Origin of the sequence: Bradyrhizobium stylosanthis (assembly GCF_001641335.1) — a bacterium.
Taxonomy (GTDB): Bacteria; Pseudomonadota; Alphaproteobacteria; order Rhizobiales; family Xanthobacteraceae; genus Bradyrhizobium; species Bradyrhizobium stylosanthis.
This window is the reverse complement of the sequence record NZ_LVEM01000007.1, coordinates 60,310-78,068: the sequence shown is the minus strand read 5'-3', so window position 1 is coordinate 78,068 and position 17,759 is coordinate 60,310. Positions and strand designations below refer to the sequence as shown.

The following is a 17,759-nucleotide window of genomic DNA, read 5'->3' as shown; positions in this document are numbered from 1 at the left end:
TCATGGCTGGCTCAAAGAAAATCGAACAAGACGTTTTCGGAACCCTGCCCGACGGCCGCAAGGTCGAGCGCATCGTGCTGCGTGGAGAAGGGGGCTTCGAGGCCCGCATCATCACCCACGGTGCGGTGATCCAGGCGCTGATCGCGCCCGACGCCAAAGGCGGTTATGACGACGTCGTGCTCGGCCATGACGCCTTTGCCGGCTATCTCGCCGAACGGAAGTTCTTGGGTGCTACTGTCGGCCGCTACGCCAACCGTATCGCCAAAGGGCAATTCTCGCTCGACGGCGAGAGCTTCCAGCTTCCCGTCAACAACGGCCCGAATGCGCTGCATGGCGGCCTCGACGGGTTTGATCGCAAGCTCTGGGTCATTGCCGGCATCGAGGACGGCGCCGAGCCCGCGGTGACGCTCACCTATTCCAGTCCGCACGGCGAGGAGAATTACCCAGGCAAGCTCGACGTGCGGCTGACCTATCGCGTCACCGGCCGGGCCGAGCTGTCGCTGATGATGGAAGCGCACACCGATCGTCCCACCATCGTCAACCTGACCAACCACAGCTTCTTCAATCTGGAAGGCGCGACGTCGGGGGTGTCGATCCTCGACCACAAGCTCACGGTGGCCGCCGAGCATTTCCTGGCCATAGATCCCACCGCCATTCCGCTGCCGGAGCCGCCGCGCGCGGTGGCGGGCACACCATTCGACTTCCGTGACGCCAAGGCGGTCGGCGCCCGCATCCGCGAGAGCCACGAGCAGTTGCGCAACGGCAGGGGCTACGACCACACCTATTGCCTCGGCCGCGACGGCAAGCTCGCGCTTGCGGCGCGGCTGGAAGCGCCGCGTTCGGGGCGCGTCATGGAGCTGTTCACCAATCAGCCCGGGCTCCAGGTCTATTCCGGCAACTATCTCGATGGCACGATCTCGGGCAAGGGCGGCAAGCTGATCCGGCAATCGGACGCCATGTGCCTGGAGCCGCACATCTGGCCCGATGCGCCGAACCGGCCCGACTTTCCGAGCCCACGCCTCGATCCCGGCCAAGTCTATCGGCATCACACCGTCTATCGCTTTGGAGTGAGAGCGCCATGATGGAACAGGTGCCGACTTCGGTTCTATCGACCGAGCAATGCCATCTCGGCGAAGGGCCGACCTATGACGTCACCACCGATACCGCCTGGTGGTTCGACATCCGCGAGGGCAAGCTGTTCGAGGCGCAGCTCGGCAGCGGTTCTGTCCACAGCCACGCGCTCGGCCGGATGGCCAGCGCGCTCGGGCGTATCGATGCCGCGCGCCAGTTGATCGTCGCGGAGGATGGTCTTTACATCCGCACGCTTGCCGATGGCGCGATGACGCTGTTCCTTCCGCTCGAAGCGGACAATCCCGCCACGCGCTCCAACGATTGCCGCGTGCATCAATCCGGCACGTTCTGGATCGGCACCATGGGCAAGAAGGCCGAACCGAAGGCGGGCGCGATCTACGCGCTCCATCGCGGCAAGATCTCGACGCTGTTTCCCGGCATCAGCATTCCCAATTCGATCTGCTTCTCGCCCGATGGCGCCACCGGCTATTTCACCGACACGCCGCGCGCGGTGCTCTATGCCGTGCCGCTCAACCCCGCCACCGGCTTGCCGCGCGGCGAGCCGGAGGTGCTCCTGCGCCATAGCGGCATCGGCGGTCTCGACGGCTCGGTGTGCGATGCCGATGGAAACATCTGGAACGCGTGCTGGGGCGCGAGCCGCGTCGACGTCTACTCTCCGCATGGCGAGCGCCTGCGCTCGCTCGGCGTGCCGGCCAAGCAGTCGAGCTGCCCGGCCTTTGTCGGTGCCGACCTGTCGCGCCTGCTCGTCACCTCGGCGTGGCAGGACATGGATGCCGCGGCACGTGCCGCCGATCCGCAAGCCGGCTGCACCTTCCTGTTAGAGGCATCCGCGCGTGGTCGCGCGGAGCCCGACGTCAAGCTCGCATAGGAGACCTCAAGGCAACCGACCTCCGTTCTCGACGAAACCAAAGAAACAGTCTGACACCCAAAGGGAGTGAAACATGCTGAAACTGAAGACCACATTCCTCGCGCTGGCGCTGGCCGGCGCTGCGACGATGGCGGCAGGCCCGGCCTCCGCGCAGGAGAAGGCGACCGTCGGCATCGCGATGCCGACGAAGTCGTCGGCGCGCTGGATCGACGACGGCAACAACATGGTCAAGGTGCTGAAGGAGCGCGGCTACAACACCGACCTGCAATATGCCGAGGACGACATCCCGAACCAGCTCTCGCAGGTCGAGAACATGGTCACCAAGGGCGCCAAGGCGCTGGTGATCGCCGCGATCGACGGCACCACGCTGTCGGACGTGCTCAAGCAGGCGAAAGCGAAAGGCATCACCGTGATCGCCTATGATCGCCTGATCCGCGGCACGCCGAACGTCGACTATTACGCCACCTTCGACAATTTCCAGGTCGGCGTGCTTCAGGCGGAGTCGATCGTGCAGGGCCTCGGCCTCAAGGACGGCAAGGGTCCGTTCAACATCGAGCTGTTCGGCGGCTCGCCCGACGACAACAACGCCTACTTCTTCTACAACGGCGCGATGAGCGTGCTGAAGCCCTATATCGACAGCGGCAAGCTCGTCGTCGTCTCCGGCCAGACGGGCATGGACAAGGTCGCGACGCTGCGCTGGGACGGCGCCACCGCCCAGGCCCGCATGGACAATCTGCTCAGCGCCTACTACGGCAACAAGAAGGTCAACGCCGTGCTGTCGCCCTATGACGGCCTGTCGATCGGCATCATCTCCTCGCTGAAGGGCGTCGGCTACGGCAGCGCCGACCAGCCGATGCCGATCATCTCGGGTCAGGACGCCGAGGTGCCCTCGATCAAGGCCATGCTGCGCGGCGATCAGTACTCGACCATCTTCAAGGACACCCGCGATCTCGCCAAGGTGACCGCCGACATGGTCGACTCCGCGCTGGCCGGCAAGCAGGTCACGGTCAACGACACCAAGACCTACGAGAACGGCGTCAAGACCGTGCCGTCCTATCTCCTGAAGCCGGTCGTGGTCTACAAGGACAATTGGGAGAAGACCCTGGTCGACAGCGGCTACTACAAGAAGTCGCAGTTCCAGTAAGACTCTCTTTCCCCTCTCCCCGCGTGCGGGAGAGGGGGCTTTCCATGAGGGACGAATAGTATGCCCGCAAACTCGTCATGCCCGGGCTTGTCTCGGGCATCCACGCCCTTCTTCGCAAGCGGCTGCACGTGGATGGCCGGGACAAGCCCGGCCATGACGGCGCGGAGACGTTCAGGAGTATGATGCCATGACCGCCATGCTGGAGATGCGTAACGTCAGCAAGAGCTTTTCGGGCGTGCAGGCGCTGCGCGACGTCAATTTCTCGGTTCAGGCCGGGCAGATCCACGCGCTCGTCGGCGAGAACGGCGCCGGAAAGTCGACGCTGATGAAGGTGCTCAGCGGTGTCTATCCGGCAGGCAGCTACGAGGGCACCATCGTCTTCGACGGCGAGGAGCGCCGTTTCCGCGACATCAACGATTCCGAGGCGCTCGGCATCATTATCATCCACCAGGAGCTGGCGCTGATCCCCTTGATGTCGATCGCGGAAAACATCTTCCTGTCGCATCCGCCGTCGAAGTTCGGCGTGATCGACCGCGACGAGGTGTACCGGCGCACGCGCGAGCTCCTGGCGCAGGTCGGTCTCAAGGAATCCCCGGATACGCTGATCACGGATCTGGGCGTCGGCAAGCAGCAGCTGGTCGAGATCGCCAAGGCGCTGTCCAAGCGCGTGCGGATGCTGATCCTGGACGAGCCGACCGCCAGCCTCAACGAGGCCGACAGCGCCGCGCTGCTCGAGCGGCTGATGGCGTTCCGCGAGCAGGGCATCGGCTCGATCCTGATCTCGCACAAGCTCAACGAGGTCGCCAAGGTCGCCGACCACATCACCGTGCTGCGCGACGGCCGCACCGTCGACAGCATCGATTGCCATGCCGAGCCGATCCAGGAAGACCGCATCATCCGCAGCATGGTGAACCGTGATATGGCGCACCGCTTTCCGGAGCGCAGCGTGAAGATCGGCGAACCTGTGCTCGATGTCACGAACTGGTCGGTCTATCACCCCATCCATCCCGAGCGGCAGGTGATCAAGAACGTCAATTTCGGTGTCCGGCGCGGCGAGGTCGTGGGCATTGCCGGGTTGATGGGGGCAGGCCGCACCGAATTCGCCATGAGCCTGTTCGGCCGCTCCTGGGGCACCAATATCAGCGGCAGCATTGCCCTCGAGGGCCGCCAGATCACGCTGCCGAGCGTGGCCGCGGCGATCGACGCCGGCCTCGCCTACGTCACCGAGGACCGCAAGCAGCTCGGCCTGATCCTCGCCGACGACGTCCGCAAGAACATCACGCTCGCCAGCCTCGACCAGGTCGCACCTAACAGGGTAATCGACGACATCGCCGAGCTGAAGGTCGCCAGCGACTACCGGAACCGCATGCGCATCCGCTGCTCCGACGTCTACCAGGAGACCGGCCAGCTCTCCGGCGGCAACCAGCAGAAGGTGGTGCTGTCGAAATGGCTGATGACGGACCCCAAGGTCCTGATCCTGGACGAGCCGACCCGGGGCATCGACGTCGGTGCCAAATACGAGATTTACTGTATCATCAACGAGCTGGCCGAGGCGGGCCGGGGCGTCGTGGTGATCTCCTCGGAGATGCCCGAGCTGCTCGGCATCTGCGACCGCATCTGCGTCATGAACGAGGGCGCCTTCGTCGGCGAGTTCAGGGGCGCAGAGGCGACACAGGAAAAGATCATGCGCGCCATCATGCGCAACGAACGTAGCAACGGCGTGCCTGAGGCCGCGGAGATGGGAGGAACGCAGCCATGACCGACAAGACGGTATCGCTGCCCGAAGAGCGCCGGCACGGCAACTTCATCAAGAACAATTTGCGCAACTACGGCATGCTGATGTCGCTGGTCGCGATCATGCTGTTCTTCCAGGTCATGACCGGCGGCACGCTGCTGCAGCCGCTCAACCTCACCAATCTGGTGCTGCAGAACAGCTACATCGTCATCATGGCGCTGGGGATGCTGCTGGTGATCGTCACCGGCCATATCGACCTCTCGGTCGGCTCGGTCGCAGGGTTCGTCGGCGCGGTCGCCGCGCTGCTCATGGTGACCTACAAAGTCGACTACACGCTCGCCTTCATCATCTGCCTCGCGGTCGGCGCGGCCATCGGCGCCGCGCAGGGCTATTGGGTGGCTTATTTCAAGATCCCGTCCTTCATCGTGACGCTGGCGGGCATGCTGGTGTTCAAGGGGCTGGCGCTCGCGGTGCTGCAGGGCCAGTCGCTCGGGCCGTTCCCGCCGACCTTCCAGAAGCTGTCGTCGGGCTTCATTCCGGAGCTGCTGCCCGAGGCCGGCACGCTGCATCCGACGTCGATGCTGATCGGCGCCGTGCTCGCGCTCGGCCTCGTTTATGCCGGCGCCAAGGGGCGGTCGCGCGAGCAGTCGCACGGCATCGAGGTCGAGCCTTACGCATTCTTCCTCGGCAAGAGCATTCTGCTGGCCTGCGCCGTGCTTTATTTCACCTATCTGATCGCCTCGCATCGCGGCCTGCCCAACGTGCTGGTGATCATGACCGCGCTGATCGCGCTCTACGGCTTCGTCACCCGCCGCACCGTGATCGGCCGGCAGATCTATGCGGTCGGCGGCAACGCCAAGGCGGCCAGCCTGTCGGGCATCAAGACCGAGCGGCTGACCTTCCTCACCTTCGTCAACATGGGCGTGCTCGCCGCGCTCGCCGGCCTCGTGTTCGCCGCAAGGCTCAATACCGCGACGCCCAAGGCCGGTCTCGGCTTCGAGCTCGACGTCATCGCCGCCTGCTTCATCGGCGGCGCCTCGGCCTATGGCGGCGTCGGGCGCGTCGGCGGCGCCGTGGTCGGTGCCATGATCATGGGCGTGATGAACAACGGCATGTCCATCCTCGGCATCGGCATCGACTATCAGCAGGTCATCAAGGGCCTGGTGCTGCTGGGTGCCGTGTGCATCGACGTGTATAACCAGCGGCGGTAGTCGCATAGGGTGGGCATAGGCGCAACGCGCCGCGCCCACCATGTCGCGGCATCCTCGCATAGGCTGGCATAGGCTGGCGGGCACGCGGACCAGTCCGCTTTGGCCACACTTGAGGCCGCTACAGTTTTCCTCAATTGCGATCACGGCATCGCGACCGAGGTAAATGCCACGCCTTGACCATGATTTGGGGTACAATTGGGGGGCTGAACAGAGCACGGGCAGGGCAGTGCCAGTGGCGGCTCAAATCCAAGACATGACAGACGATGAGTACGAGGCGCGGCTTCGCATTCTCGTGCGCATCGTTTCTGTCTCCACCCTGGGTCTCTGCTCCTTTGCGGCGGGTTTGCTGATCGGCGCCTTTGTTCTGTTTTAGACGGGGCGATCCCGCCAACAGGCGGCGTTCCCTCGGCTTCAAGAACGCAATGAAGGCGGCGCGGGGTTCGCAAGCCGACGGATGGCGGCGGCACCGCGCGATAGCTGTGAGGCGCAGGAGCGACTGAGGTTCACAACGAAGGGCATTGCTTGTCCCGTTGATCTAGATCAACGGTCGGTCAGACCCCTGCGAATGTCATGCGATTGGCGCAAGGGACAATGGGGAACTTGAGTGACGAGTGCAGTGCGGTCATCGCCGGCTTCGGAGGTGACGCTGGTCTCGACATTGCCGGCGTTGCAATTGATCTACGATACCGCCCCGATCGGGCTTGCCTGTCTGTCGCTGGACTGCCGATACCTGCTCATCAACCAGCGCCTGACCGAAATCTGCGGCATATCCGTCGAGGGGCATCTTGGGCATACGGTCAGGGACTGCGTGCCTGCGTTGGCCGACTCCGTCGAGCAGATCGTGCGCTCGATCGTCGCGACGGGTGATCCCGTGATCGGCATCGAGGTGGCGGGACAGCGGGCCGATCAGCTCGAGGAGCGCTCCTGGGTCACCTATTGGCATCCGCTGCGCATGCCGGGCGGCGAAATCGTCGCGGTCAATGTGGCCGCGGAGGAGGTCACCGAACGCAAGCGCGCCGAGCGGGAGGTCCGCAGCGCGAGGGATGCCGCCGAGACCGCGCTTCGACATTTGCGCGATATCCAGGACGTTCTGATTGAGGCTGAAAAGCTGGCCGCGCTCGGGCGCATGGTTGCCGGTGTCGCGCACGAGATCAACACGCCGCTCGGCAGCAGCCTGACTGTTGCCTCGACGCTGCAGCGCAAGGCGGAGCAGTTCGCGGCGGAGGTCGCGCGGGGCAATCTCAAGCGCTCGACATTGACTGGCTTTCTGGAATTGGTCAGCGATGCGTCGGCGCAGCTGGTCGACAATCTCGGTCGCGCTGCCGAGCGCGTTCAGTCTTTCAAGCAGGTCGCGGCCGATCAGACCGAGTCATACCGGCGTAGCTTCGATGCGGGCGAGCTGACTGGTCAGGTTCTCTCGCAGTTCGAGCGTCAGCTGCGAACGCACGAGATCACGCTGAGTTTCAGCTGCGATCCCGATCTGGTCATGGACAGCTATCCCGGTCCTTTCGGCCAGGTGCTCAGCAATCTTGCCGTCAACGCGATGACGCATGCGTTCTCCGGCGGCAAGACCGGGACTATCAATGTCTCGCTCCGTGCCATCGATCATCACTCGGTGGAATTGCTCTTTTCCGACGATGGCTGCGGCATGGCACCCAACGTGGAGCGGCAGGCCTTCGACCCCTTCTTCACCACGCGCCGGCATGACGGCGCAAGCGGTCTCGGCTTGCATATCGTCCACAGCATCGTCGTCGATCGGTTGGGCGGACAGCTCCGGCTCGAGAGCGAAGCCGGCGCGGGCACCAGGTTTCAGCTCGTCCTGCCAAGGACGGCGCCCGATCGGCGATCCCGCAACAGCTGAGCGCGGCCCCTGCCTCAGTGCGCGGCTACTGCGTCGTGAACAGCACCGTCGCGATCGCGATGGAGAGGCTTACCGCCGACACGGTCGCAACCGTCGACAATACGCCCATGCGCCGGAGCGCGATCGCAAAGGCGATGATGATGGGTGTCGCGGTCATCAGCCCGATCTGTGCATCGCTCATGTCATTGCCCGCTGCTCCGTGGGAACCTTTGACCCTGTCCGTAGCGCGCTCGGGCGGGCCGGACGTTGCGTCGGCGCAAAGATGTCCGCCCTCGGTCCCCAGTTTGTCCTGCGACAAATTCCGAACTGGACGGGTCAGCTAAGTCTGACCGGTGTCCCGATCCGGAAAGACGATGTCGGCAGCCGATTGCGAACAACAGGGAACCGGCTGGGGAATCCTGGAAGATCTCCCCGGCGATCCCATGATCTGGGTGCTGATCTTCAGCGAGCTTGTCGCCTTCGGCTTGTTCCTCGGCACGTTTGTGGTCGCTCGCGCCATCCATCCCGCGATGTTCGCGGCGGGGCAGGCCACCCTCAATTCGACCCTCGCGGGCCTCAACACGCTCGTGCTGGTGACCAGCGGCTGGGCTGCGGCGCGGGCCACCAAAGCCGCGCGGGCGCGTGAACCGCGAACGACGCGCCGCTGGCTCCTCATCGCCATGGCGCTCGGCGGCTTCTTCATCGCGATCAAGCTCGCGGAATATGCCGAAGAGATCGGTCGCGGCGTCGGGCTCGAAACCAGCCCGTTCTTCACCCTGTACTTCCTGCTGACCGGCTTCCACCTGCTGCATGTCGGCCTCGGCATCGTCATTCTCGCCGTGGTCTGCCGCCGCGCTGAGGTATCCGGCGTCGAGACGGGCGCCGCCTTCTGGCACATGGTCGATCTGGTCTGGATCGCCATGTTCCCGATTCTCTATCTGGTGCGATGACGATGCCGGATCGCCTCGACGTCACCTGGATCGCGCTGATCGGTCTTGCGCTCGCGACCATCCTGCTTCCGCCGCTGATGCCGCGGCCATTGCTCGGCAACGCCGTGCTGCTGGCGCTCGCCGTGATCAAGGGCCGCCGGATCGCGCTCGATTTCATGGATCTGCGCGCCGTGCCCGCGCTCTGGCGCGGCCTCGTCAGCGCCTGGATCGTCATCCTGCTGCTGTTTGCCTGGCTCGCATCGGCCGTCGCCGCCCTGATCTGATGTGCTCATTGCGCCCTGACAAAGAACCCGACGGGCGAAGCGGCAATAAATCGCAGCATCGCATTCTCTAGACAACCAACCGGAAAGGATTGGCAATGGCTGAACGCCTGACCAAGTCGGCCGCTCGAAATGTCTTCTACGGCGGCTCGGCCTTTTTCTTCGCCATCTTCATAGGGCTGACGGCGCACAGCCATTACTACATGGCCACGAGCTCGACCGACGCGACCACGCTGACGTCGTCGGTCGCCCGCGGCAAGCATGTCTGGGAGAAGAACTCCTGCATCAACTGCCACACGCTGCTCGGCGAGGGCGCTTATTTCGCCCCCGAAGTCGGCAACGTCTGGGATCGCTGGGGCGGCAAGGAGGATCCGGCCGGTGCGCGCGAGACGCTGAAGGCCTGGATGCAGGCGCAGCCCTCGGGCGCGCCGGGCCGGCGGCAGATGCCGCAGTTCAACCTGACCGACCAGGAGCTCAACGATCTCGCCGACTTCCTGCAATGGACCTCGACGATCAAGCGCCAGAGCTGGCCGCCGAACCAGGCCGGCTGAGCGCAGCCAATCCTTCTTTCAAGCCAGAGAGAACCCGAGATGAAATACCAAACCCAGAAAGTCGCGATGCTGTATTTTTACGGCGCGCTGACCTTGTTCTTGGCCCAGGTCGTGTTCGGCCTGCTCGCCGGAACCATCTACGTCCTGCCCAACACGCTGTCGGTGCTGCTGCCGTTCAACATCGTCAGGATGATCCACACCAACGCGCTGATCGTGTGGTCGCTGATCGGCTTCATGGGCGCAACCTACTATTTGCTGCCTGAGGAGACCGAGACCGAGCTGTACAGCCCGCTGCTCGCGAAGATCCAGTTCTGGATGTTCTTCGGCGCCGCCGGCGTCGCCGTGGTCGGGTATCTCTTCCACTATCACGAGGGCCGCGAGTTCCTCGAACAGCCCTTCATCATCAAGGTCGGCATCGTCGTCGTCTGCCTGATGTTTCTGTTCAACGTCACCATGACGGCGCTGAAGGGCCGCAAGACCACGGTCACCAACATCCTGCTGTTCGGCCTGTGGGGCGTTGCGATCTTCTTCCTGTTTGCCTTCTACAACCCGGCGAACCTCGCGGTCGACAAGATGTACTGGTGGTACGTCGTCCATCTCTGGGTCGAGGGCGTCTGGGAGCTGATCATGGCCTCCGTGCTCGCCTATCTCATGATCAAGCTCAACGGCATTGATCGCGAGGTCGTGGAGAAGTGGCTCTACGTCATCATCGGCCTTGCGCTGTTCTCCGGCATCCTCGGCACCGGCCACCACTTCTACTGGATCGGCGCCCCCGGCTACTGGCAGTGGATCGGCTCGCTGTTCTCCACGCTCGAGGTCGCACCCTTCTTCACCATGGTGATCTTCACGGTGCAGATGACCTGGAAGGCCGGCCGCAAGCATCCGAACCGCGCCGCGCTATTGTGGTCGGTCGGCTGCTCGGTGATGGCGTTCCTGGGCGCCGGCGTCTGGGGCTTCCTGCACACGCTGTCGTCGGTGAACTACTACACCCACGGCACCCAGGTCACCGCCGCGCACGGCCATCTCGCCTTCTTCGGCGCCTATGTGATGCTGAACCTGTCGGTGATGGCCTATGCGATCCCGCAGCTCAAGGCACGCGCGCCGTACAATCAATGGCTCAGCATGGCCAGCTTCTGGATCATGTGCACGGCCATGATGACGATGACCTTCGCGCTGACCTTCGCCGGCGTGATCCAGGTCCATCTCCAGCGCATCCTCGGCCAGAGCTACATGGACGTGCAGGACCAGCTCGCCTTCTTCTACTGGATCAGGCTCGGTTCCGGCGTGTTCGTCGCGATCTCCGCGCTGATGTTCGTCTGGGCCGTGCTGGTGCCCGGCCGCGAGAAGCAGGCGACCATTCCCGCCGCGCTGCAACCGGCTGAGTAGGAAAGAGGGGCGGCCGCGACCGTCGCGGCCGCCCCGCCAATGTGAATTCGGAGAGAGATCATGAAAGCTGCCCTTCACGCCGTCACGGCACCGGCGCCCGCGCTGCCGCCCTATGTCGCAAGCGGCAACGAATGCGCGCTGTTCGAGCACGCCTGGCGGCATCAGCTTCCCGTCCTGCTGAAGGGGCCGACCGGCTGCGGCAAGACGCGCTTCGTCGCGCATATGGCGGCGCGGCTCGGCCTGCCGCTGCATACCGTGGCCTGCCACGACGATCTCACCGCCGCCGATCTCACCGGCCGCTATCTGCTCAGGGGCGGCGACACCGTGTGGACCGACGGCCCGCTGACGCGCGCGGTGCGCGAGGGCGGCATCTGCTATCTCGACGAGGTCGTGGAAGCGCGCAAGGACGTCACCGTGGTGCTGCATCCGCTCACCGACGATCGCCGCATCCTGCCGCTGGAGCGCACCGGGGAGGAGCTCGCGGCGCCCGAGAGCTTCATGCTCGTGGTCTCCTACAATCCCGGCTACCAGACGCTGCTCAAGGCGCTCAAGCCCTCGACGCGGCAGCGCTTCGTTGCCATCGAGTTCGGCTTCTTGCCCCCCGAGCAGGAGATCGCCGTCGTGTCCGCCGAAAGCGGACTGTCGGCCGAGCGCGTGCGGCCGCTGGTCGGGCTGGCCGGCCGGCTGCGCGCGCTCAAGGGCCACGATCTGGAGGAGGGCGTCTCGACCCGGCTCGTCGTCTATTGTGCGACCCTGATCGCCGCCGGCATGCCGACTGCCGATGCCGTGCTCGCCGGCATGATCGAGCCGTTGACCGATGATGCCGACGTCAAGGCCGCGCTGCTCGACGTCGCGCGCGCCGTGATCGGGTGAGGCGGCTCCCATGCTCGATTTCCTCGAACTGGAGGAGACGGTCGGACGTGCCTGGCACAGGATGGTCGGCGGCACCGCGAGCTATCCCGCTCACGACGATCATTCGGTGACGCTTGCGGAGGTGAAGGGCCGGCTTGCTGTGATGTTCCGCGCCCTCGGCGGCGAGAGCGGTGTGCAGATCGCGAGCGCCGGCGCCCGCAGATCCGGACACCGGCTCGGCTGGCGGCAGCGCATCGGCCTCGGCGATGAGCGCCTCGAGCAGCCGGGCCGCGATGCCGCAACCATCTTCCTGCCCGATCGCATCGCGCTGTTTCCCGACCGCGCGCTCAATGCATCGCTCTATCGCTGGCTCGCGGCGTGGTTTGCGGTTGCGCCGGTCGAGGCGATCGGCGAGATCGATCCGCTCCGGCGCGACCTGCTCGTGCTGCGCCGCGCCGCCGAGACGGCGGTCTTCGTGCTGACGCAGTTTCCCGGCCTCGTCTCGGACTACGCAAAGCTTGCCGCGGCGACAGCCGAGGCCAGGCCGCGGCGGCCGTTGCCGCGGATCGAGCAGGAGGTCGAGCAGATCGCTCTCGCCTTGCTCGGCGCCGGACCTGCACCCGCAGGAAAGCTGTGGCCGGCCATGATGGGCACGGGACCGCTGCCGGACAAGGCGCCGCCCGGCTATCGTCCGATCCTGCCGTGCCCGCTCTGGGGCGAATGCTGGTCGCGCGAGCTGTCGCCCGCGCATGCCAGCGAGGATGAATGCGCTGGTGGTGCGGAGCCTGCGAGCGGTGACAATCGCAAGCGCTTCGCCGTCCGCGAACGCGAGGACGGCGCCAATCGCCGCGATCCGTTCGTGCTCAACCGGTTCGAGAAGATCCTGGCGATGGCCGAAATGGTCAATGTCGATCGCCCCGCCGACGACAGCGACGACGAGGAAGCGCAGAAAGCCGCCGACGATCTCGAGGAGATCACGCTCAGCCGACGCAGCGGCAAGCCCGCGAGCCGGTTCAAGTTCGATCTCGACCTGCCGCCGGAGGCGCTCGATGCTTCGCGGCTGAATGCGGACCTGACCTATCCCGAATGGGACTATCGCAGCAGCGCCTATCTGCCGGATCATTGCCGCGTGCTCGCGGGCGCGGCCTCCGAACTCGGCGAGAGCTGGACGCCTGACGACGCCATGCGCCGTCACATCCGCCAGGTGCGCCGCCGCTTCGAGGTGTTGCGGCCGCGCCATGAATTGCTGCGGGCCCAGGCCGACGGGCATGATCTCGACCTCGATGCGCTGGTGCGCGCGCGGTGCGATCTCCGTGCCGGCGGCAACGGGGCAGGACTTGATCGCGTCCACATGGCGATGCGCCCGCAGGGGCATGATCTCGCCGTCACGCTGCTCGTCGACGTCTCGCTCTCGACGGACGCCTGGGTCGATGGCTGTCGCGTGCTCGACGTCGAGAAGGAAGCGCTGCTCGTGCTCGCGCATGGGCTGTCGGCCTGCGGCGACCACCACAGCATCCTGACCTTCACCTCGCGCCGACGCTCCTGGGTACGGATCGAAACCGTCAAGGCGTTCGGCGAGCCAATGAGCGGCATGGTCGAGCGGCGCATCGGCGCGCTCAAGCCCGGCTATTACACACGGATCGGCGCGGCGGTCCGCCACGCCTCGGCCGAGCTTGCGCGACAACCGCAGCGCAAGAAGCTGCTGCTCGTCCTGACGGACGGCAAGCCGAACGACGTCGATCATTATGAGGGGCGCTTCGCGGTCGAAGACACCAGGAAAGCCGTGCAGGAAGCGCGCCGGAGCGGTATCGCGGTCTTCGGCGTGACGGTGGACGCGGCGGCGCAATCCTATTTCCCGACGCTGTTCGGGCACAGCGGCTACGCGATCGTCAGCAACATCAAGCGGTTGCCCGCGGCACTGCCGGCGATCTACCGGCAAGTGGCGCATTGAGGGACAGCCGCAACTGATGCGTCAGCCCTTCTGGCCCTGCAGAGGTGCGAAGGCTCGCCTCATGAAACATTGATGTAGCGCAAGGCACGCAGATGACGAGGGCGCATCGTTTCCCTCGGGCAGTAAACTGTGGAGCCAATCCATGAGCCAGATGAGCGTGAGAAAAGCTGCAATAGCAACCGCGACCTTCGCATGCGCGACACTGCTGTCCGTCGGCTGGTCCGAACAAGGCGGCGTGTCGCTCTCGACCGAAAGCGCGCAGGCACGCGTCGGTCGCCCGCTCACTCCCGTCAGCGTTGCGGGTGTTGCGCGCCGGCAAAATCGCCGGGCCGCGTATGGGTACGGTGCGGGAGCCGTCGGTGCCGGTCTCGCCGGTGCTGCGGTTGTCGGCACGGCGGCAGCTGTCGCCGCCACTTCACCCGGATGGGGCTATTATGGGAACAGGCCTTACGTCGGTAGCGGCGCTTTGGCCGCCAACGCCTATTATGGCAGCCCCGTCGAAACCGGCCCGTTCTACGCGCAACGCGCCTATTACGGCCGTGGCCCCGGGTACGGCTACAACGGTTGGAGTGACTACAAGGCTCGCAACGGGATTGTCTGTGATCCCGGCAGCATGGTCAAAGGTGACGACGGCCTGATGCACGTCTGTCAGTAGAGCGGTTCCTTCGACAAGCAGGGGCGGCTCCAGAGCTCGCCCCTGCTTGTACCGCAAGACGGCGCCTGGCCGTTCCGCTGGTTAACGCTGACCGCCAACATGGGGCGTGCCGAGATTGGGCAAGGAGACAATCAAGCTACCAATCTGGCTGCGCATCGTGGTCATCGTCGGCTTGGCTACCCTAGCCACTGCTGCAGGCCTGATCGCGTATCGCTGGTACGTGCGGCCGGTGACGCTATCGATTGCGGTCGGCTCGTTCGACGGCGACGCTCCAAAAATCGTATCGGCGCTGGCGAGCAGGCTTGTCGTCAACAACGCACCGGTGCGGCTCAAAGTGGTGGAGACGAGCGGCCTGATCGAATCCGCGGCGACGTTCTCCTCGGGCAAGGCGGATCTTGCCGTCGTCCGCGGCGATGTCGGCGATCTTTCGCAGGCGCAGGCGATTGTGGTCCTGGCCCAGGCCGTGGCGGTGCTCGTTGCGCCGCCGGGCTCGGCCATCACGGACATGGCCGCCCTGAAGCGTACGACCGTCGGGGTGGTCGCCGGCGAGACCAACCAGAAGCTCGTCGACGTGTTGAGACGAACATATGACCTTGACCGCGCCAACGTCGCGTTCAAGAGCGTCGCGCTCGATCAGGTCCGCCGGGCGCTCGAAACCAAGGAGATACGCGCCGTCCTGTTCGTGATGCCCTTGAGCGACAAATACCTGTCGCTGGTGCGAGGGCTGTTCCCTCAGAACGCGAAGACCGCGCCGGTCCTGATTCCGATCGAGAGCGCCGGGGCCATCGCGGAAAAGGAGCGTGCCTACGAGAGCTTCGACATCCCCAAGGGAACGTTGCGCGGATCGCCTCCCGTCCCCGAGGATGACGTGACCACGCTCCAGACGGCTTTCTATCTGGTCGGCAAGAAGAGTCTCGATAACGATATGATCGCGGGCTTCACGCAAGCCCTCGCGACCGCTCGCAGGGACCTTCTGGCCGAGCTGCCGATCCTGGCGCAGTTCAAGGCGCCTGACACCGACGCGGGCGCTTATCTTCCGGTTCATGCGGGCGCGGCGGAGTTCTACAACGGCAGTCAGGTCTCGTTCCTGGACAAGTGGAGCAACGCCATCTTCCTGGCACCGATGGCGCTTGGCGCGCTCGTCACGGTGGTCGCGGCAGCCTGGCGGTTTCTCCGATCCGGCGAACTGAAGCCGACGAGACCGGCGCTCGACACGCTCTATGCGTTGGGGCAACGGATAAGACACGCCGGTAGCGCCTCGGAATTGCTGGAGATCGAAGATCAGATCGACAACGTATTGCGCGCGCAGCGCGCCAGGGCTGACGACGATGAACAGGCCCTGGATGCTGCCACCCTGAATGTTGCTGCTCATCGCCTCGAGAATCTGATTCATGATCGCAGGGCGGCGCTCGCCGCCGCAGGCTCGGAGGCGCCGCAAAAAGCAAAATCGTGATGAAGCCGGGTTCGAGGGGGAGCCGCGGCGACAAGGTCCGGGTTGAGCTATTGCCCATAGCGTGGGTATATGATCGAATATCCGGATGGACCAGGGCCGGCCGAAACCCGATCTGATCATCTTCGACTGCGACGGCGTGCTGGTCGACAGCGAGCTGTTGAGCTGCCGCTGCCTGTCCGAGGTGCTGGCCGAATTCGGCTTCGTGCTCAGCGTAGAGCAGGCGCTAGAGCTGTTTCTCGGACGCAGCACCAGGGCGATCGAGCAGCATTATCGCGATCTGGGTCGGGTCGTGCCGGATGACTTTCTGCCGCGATTGAAGTCGCGCGTCTTGAAGACCTTTGCCGCCTCGCTCGAGCCGATCTCCGGGGCGGGGGCCGTGATCTCAGGATTGACCGTGCCGTCCTGCGTGGCCTCGTCCAGCGACATCGACCGGGTGTCGCTCTCGCTCGACGTCACCGGCCTTCGGGCCCATTTCGGCGATCGCATCTACACCGCGCAGATGGTCAGCCACGGCAAGCCGGCACCCGATCTGTTTCTCTACGCGGCCGACAAGATGGGCGCAGATCCCGCGCGCACGCTGGTGATCGAGGACAGCGTCAGCGGCGTGCAGGCGGGCAAGGCGGCCGGCATGACCGTCTGGGGATTTGTCGGCGGCGGCCATTACAGCACCCGCGACGGCCGCGCTATATTGTCCGCCGCCGGAGCCGATCGGGTCTTCGCGCGCATGAGCGATTTCTGGGAGGCGTAGGCCCGCATGGCCGCCGAGAACGACAAGTCGAGACTCGACGACGCCGCGCGTGCCGGCTGGCTCTATTTCATTGCCGGCCACACCCAGGACGAGATCGCCAAGATGCTCCAGGTCTCGCGCGCCTCGGCGCAGCGGCTGGTTTCGCTGTGCCTCGCCGAGCGGCTCATCACCTTCCGGCTCGAGCATCCCATCGCCGCCTGCATGGAGCTGGCGGCGCGCCTGAAGGAGCGGTTCGACCTCGTCCATTGCGAGGTGGTGCCGGCCGATCCTGCTTCGCCGCAAGCGACCGCAGGCATTGCCGAGCGCTGCGCCAACCTGCTCGATTCCACGCTGCGCTCGGAGACGCCCGTCATCGTGGCGCTCGGCACGGGGAGGGCGGTGCGCGCCGCGGTGGAGCGCGTCACGCCGATCGACCGCCCCAACCACCAGATCGTCTCGCTGGTCGGCAACATCTCCGCCGACGGCTCGGCGAGCTTCTACGACACCGTCGGCCGGCTCGCCGACCGCACCGGCGCCCGGCACTATCCGATGCCGCTGCCGTTCCTGATGTCGTCGGAAGACGAGCGCAACAAGATGGTGCGCATCGAGCCGATCGCCAAGGTGAAGGCGGTCGCGGCCAGGGCCGATCTGCGCCTCGTCGGCATCGGCCAGATGGACCAGAAGGCACAGGTCCATATCGACGGCTTCGTCACCCGCGACGAATTGTTCGAGATGATGCGGCAGGGTGCGATCGGCGAGATCACCGGCTGGGCATATGACGCGAAAGGCCGCCTGCTCAAGGCCGGCACCAACAAGCGCCTCACCAGCATCCCGCCGGAAGTGCCGGCGAAGACCACCACGATCGGCGCCGCCGTCGGGGCCGCCAAGGTGCCGGCCATCGCGGCGGCGTTGAATGGCGGGCTGATCAACGGGCTGATCACGGACGAAGCGACCGCAAGGGCGATTCTGGAGCGGTAGTCGACGTCGTCATGGCCGGGCTTGTCCCGGCCATCCACATTCTTGGCACCGCTCGTGACACTCTCGTGGATGCCCGGGACAAGCCCGGCCATGACGACCTCGTGTG

General features: G+C 65.1%; 17 protein-coding genes. 16 read left to right on the top strand and 1 reads right to left on the bottom strand.

The window, feature by feature from the left end; genetic code table 11:
• Positions 1-2: 2 nt before the first annotated feature.
• The 6 genes from A7X65_RS37205 to A7X65_RS37175 all read left to right on the top strand — a co-directional run bounded on the left by A7X65_RS37205 (position 3) and on the right by A7X65_RS37175 (position 7,911).
• The gene (locus A7X65_RS37205; protein ID WP_063694379.1) at positions 3-1,082 is read left to right on the top strand and encodes an aldose epimerase family protein; all 1,080 of its coding nucleotides are present in this window, start codon (positions 3-5) and stop codon (positions 1,080-1,082) included.
• Positions 1,082-1,960, top strand: coding sequence for an SMP-30/gluconolactonase/LRE family protein (locus A7X65_RS37200; protein ID WP_063694378.1), 879 nt, complete (start codon positions 1,082-1,084; stop codon positions 1,958-1,960). Before A7X65_RS37205 ends, A7X65_RS37200 begins: the two co-directional genes overlap by 1 nt.
• A 73-nt stretch (positions 1,961-2,033) precedes the next feature.
• Positions 2,034-3,104, top strand: a complete 1,071-nt coding sequence (gene chvE / locus A7X65_RS37195; protein ID WP_063694377.1) for a multiple monosaccharide ABC transporter substrate-binding protein — start codon at positions 2,034-2,036, stop codon at positions 3,102-3,104.
• Positions 3,105-3,291: 187 nt separating this feature from the next.
• The gene (gene mmsA / locus A7X65_RS37190; RefSeq protein WP_063694376.1) at positions 3,292-4,863 is read left to right on the top strand and encodes a multiple monosaccharide ABC transporter ATP-binding protein; all 1,572 of its coding nucleotides are present in this window, start codon (positions 3,292-3,294) and stop codon (positions 4,861-4,863) included.
• On the top strand, positions 4,860-6,050 hold the full coding sequence (gene mmsB, locus A7X65_RS37185) for a multiple monosaccharide ABC transporter permease (RefSeq protein WP_063694375.1): 1,191 nt from the start codon (positions 4,860-4,862) through the stop codon (positions 6,048-6,050). The genes mmsA and mmsB overlap by 4 nt, the downstream gene beginning before the upstream one ends.
• A gap of 604 nt (positions 6,051-6,654) precedes the next feature.
• Positions 6,655-7,911: a sensor histidine kinase gene (locus tag A7X65_RS37175; protein WP_347336399.1), complete on the top strand. Its 1,257-nt coding sequence runs from the start codon at positions 6,655-6,657 to the stop codon at positions 7,909-7,911.
• Positions 7,912-7,936: 25 nt separating this feature from the next.
• On the opposite strand, the gene A7X65_RS42965 is transcribed toward A7X65_RS37175, so the two are convergent.
• Positions 7,937-8,092: a hypothetical protein gene (locus A7X65_RS42965; protein WP_167358335.1), complete on the bottom strand. Its 156-nt coding sequence runs from the start codon at positions 8,090-8,092 to the stop codon at positions 7,937-7,939.
• Between the two features lie 172 nt (positions 8,093-8,264).
• On the opposite strand from A7X65_RS42965, the gene A7X65_RS37170 reads away from it, so the two are divergent.
• From A7X65_RS37170 to A7X65_RS37125, 10 genes are all read left to right on the top strand, one after another.
• Complete coding sequence (locus A7X65_RS37170) at positions 8,265-8,840, top strand: cytochrome c oxidase subunit 3 family protein (protein WP_063694372.1); 576 nt, start codon at positions 8,265-8,267, stop codon at positions 8,838-8,840.
• Between the two features lie 2 nt (positions 8,841-8,842).
• Positions 8,843-9,103, top strand: coding sequence for a cytochrome C oxidase subunit IV family protein (locus A7X65_RS37165; RefSeq protein ID WP_063694494.1), 261 nt, complete (start codon positions 8,843-8,845; stop codon positions 9,101-9,103).
• A 95-nt stretch (positions 9,104-9,198) separates the two neighbouring features.
• Positions 9,199-9,651 (top strand): c-type cytochrome, encoded by a 453-nt coding sequence (locus A7X65_RS37160; RefSeq protein WP_063694371.1) that lies wholly within the window; start codon positions 9,199-9,201, stop codon positions 9,649-9,651.
• Between the two features lie 39 nt (positions 9,652-9,690).
• Positions 9,691-11,037 carry a cbb3-type cytochrome c oxidase subunit I gene (locus tag A7X65_RS37155; RefSeq protein WP_063694370.1) on the top strand — a complete coding sequence of 449 codons (1,347 nt, stop codon included), beginning with the start codon at positions 9,691-9,693 and terminating at the stop codon, positions 11,035-11,037.
• A gap of 60 nt (positions 11,038-11,097) precedes the next feature.
• On the top strand, positions 11,098-11,910 hold the full coding sequence (locus A7X65_RS37150; protein ID WP_063694369.1) for a CbbQ/NirQ/NorQ/GpvN family protein: 813 nt from the start codon (positions 11,098-11,100) through the stop codon (positions 11,908-11,910).
• A gap of 10 nt (positions 11,911-11,920) precedes the next feature.
• The gene (locus A7X65_RS37145) at positions 11,921-13,840 is read left to right on the top strand and encodes a nitric oxide reductase activation protein NorD (protein ID WP_063694368.1); all 1,920 of its coding nucleotides are present in this window, start codon (positions 11,921-11,923) and stop codon (positions 13,838-13,840) included.
• Between the two features lie 142 nt (positions 13,841-13,982).
• Entirely contained in the window at positions 13,983-14,495 is a 513-nt protein-coding gene (locus A7X65_RS43445; protein ID WP_245324048.1) for a hypothetical protein, read from the top strand.
• 115 nt (positions 14,496-14,610) lie between these two features.
• Positions 14,611-15,948: a TAXI family TRAP transporter solute-binding subunit gene (locus A7X65_RS37135; protein WP_245324047.1), complete on the top strand. Its 1,338-nt coding sequence runs from the start codon at positions 14,611-14,613 to the stop codon at positions 15,946-15,948.
• 85 nt (positions 15,949-16,033) lie between these two features.
• Positions 16,034-16,696 (top strand): HAD family hydrolase, encoded by a 663-nt coding sequence (locus A7X65_RS37130; protein WP_063694367.1) that lies wholly within the window; start codon positions 16,034-16,036, stop codon positions 16,694-16,696.
• A gap of 6 nt (positions 16,697-16,702) precedes the next feature.
• The gene (locus tag A7X65_RS37125; RefSeq protein WP_063694366.1) at positions 16,703-17,653 is read left to right on the top strand and encodes a sugar-binding transcriptional regulator; all 951 of its coding nucleotides are present in this window, start codon (positions 16,703-16,705) and stop codon (positions 17,651-17,653) included.
• The last annotated feature ends 106 nt before the right edge of the window (positions 17,654-17,759 follow it).

Bases quoted from the DNA above. Each gene is read 5' to 3' on its own strand.
- A7X65_RS37145 (WP_063694368.1), top strand. From the start codon at position 11,921: ATGCTCGATTTCCTCGAACTGGAGGAGACGGTCGGACGTGCCTGGCAC.
- mmsA (WP_063694376.1), top strand. From the start codon at position 3,292: ATGACCGCCATGCTGGAGATGCGTAACGTCAGCAAGAGCTTTTCGGGC.
- A7X65_RS43445 (WP_245324048.1), top strand. From the start codon at position 13,983: ATGAGCCAGATGAGCGTGAGAAAAGCTGCAATAGCAACCGCGACCTTC.
- A7X65_RS37200 (WP_063694378.1), top strand. From the start codon at position 1,082: ATGGAACAGGTGCCGACTTCGGTTCTATCGACCGAGCAATGCCATCTC.
- A7X65_RS37150 (WP_063694369.1), top strand. From the start codon at position 11,098: ATGAAAGCTGCCCTTCACGCCGTCACGGCACCGGCGCCCGCGCTGCCG.
- A7X65_RS37165 (WP_063694494.1), top strand. From the start codon at position 8,843: ATGCCGGATCGCCTCGACGTCACCTGGATCGCGCTGATCGGTCTTGCG.
- chvE (WP_063694377.1), top strand. From the start codon at position 2,034: ATGCTGAAACTGAAGACCACATTCCTCGCGCTGGCGCTGGCCGGCGCT.
- A7X65_RS37130 (WP_063694367.1), top strand. From the start codon at position 16,034: ATGGACCAGGGCCGGCCGAAACCCGATCTGATCATCTTCGACTGCGAC.
- mmsB (WP_063694375.1), top strand. From the start codon at position 4,860: ATGACCGACAAGACGGTATCGCTGCCCGAAGAGCGCCGGCACGGCAAC.
- A7X65_RS37205 (WP_063694379.1), top strand. From the start codon at position 3: ATGGCTGGCTCAAAGAAAATCGAACAAGACGTTTTCGGAACCCTGCCC.
- A7X65_RS37155 (WP_063694370.1), top strand. From the start codon at position 9,691: ATGAAATACCAAACCCAGAAAGTCGCGATGCTGTATTTTTACGGCGCG.
- A7X65_RS37125 (WP_063694366.1), top strand. From the start codon at position 16,703: ATGGCCGCCGAGAACGACAAGTCGAGACTCGACGACGCCGCGCGTGCC.
- A7X65_RS42965 (WP_167358335.1), bottom strand. From the start codon at position 8,092: ATGAGCGATGCACAGATCGGGCTGATGACCGCGACACCCATCATCATC.
- A7X65_RS37170 (WP_063694372.1), top strand. From the start codon at position 8,265: ATGTCGGCAGCCGATTGCGAACAACAGGGAACCGGCTGGGGAATCCTG.
- A7X65_RS37160 (WP_063694371.1), top strand. From the start codon at position 9,199: ATGGCTGAACGCCTGACCAAGTCGGCCGCTCGAAATGTCTTCTACGGC.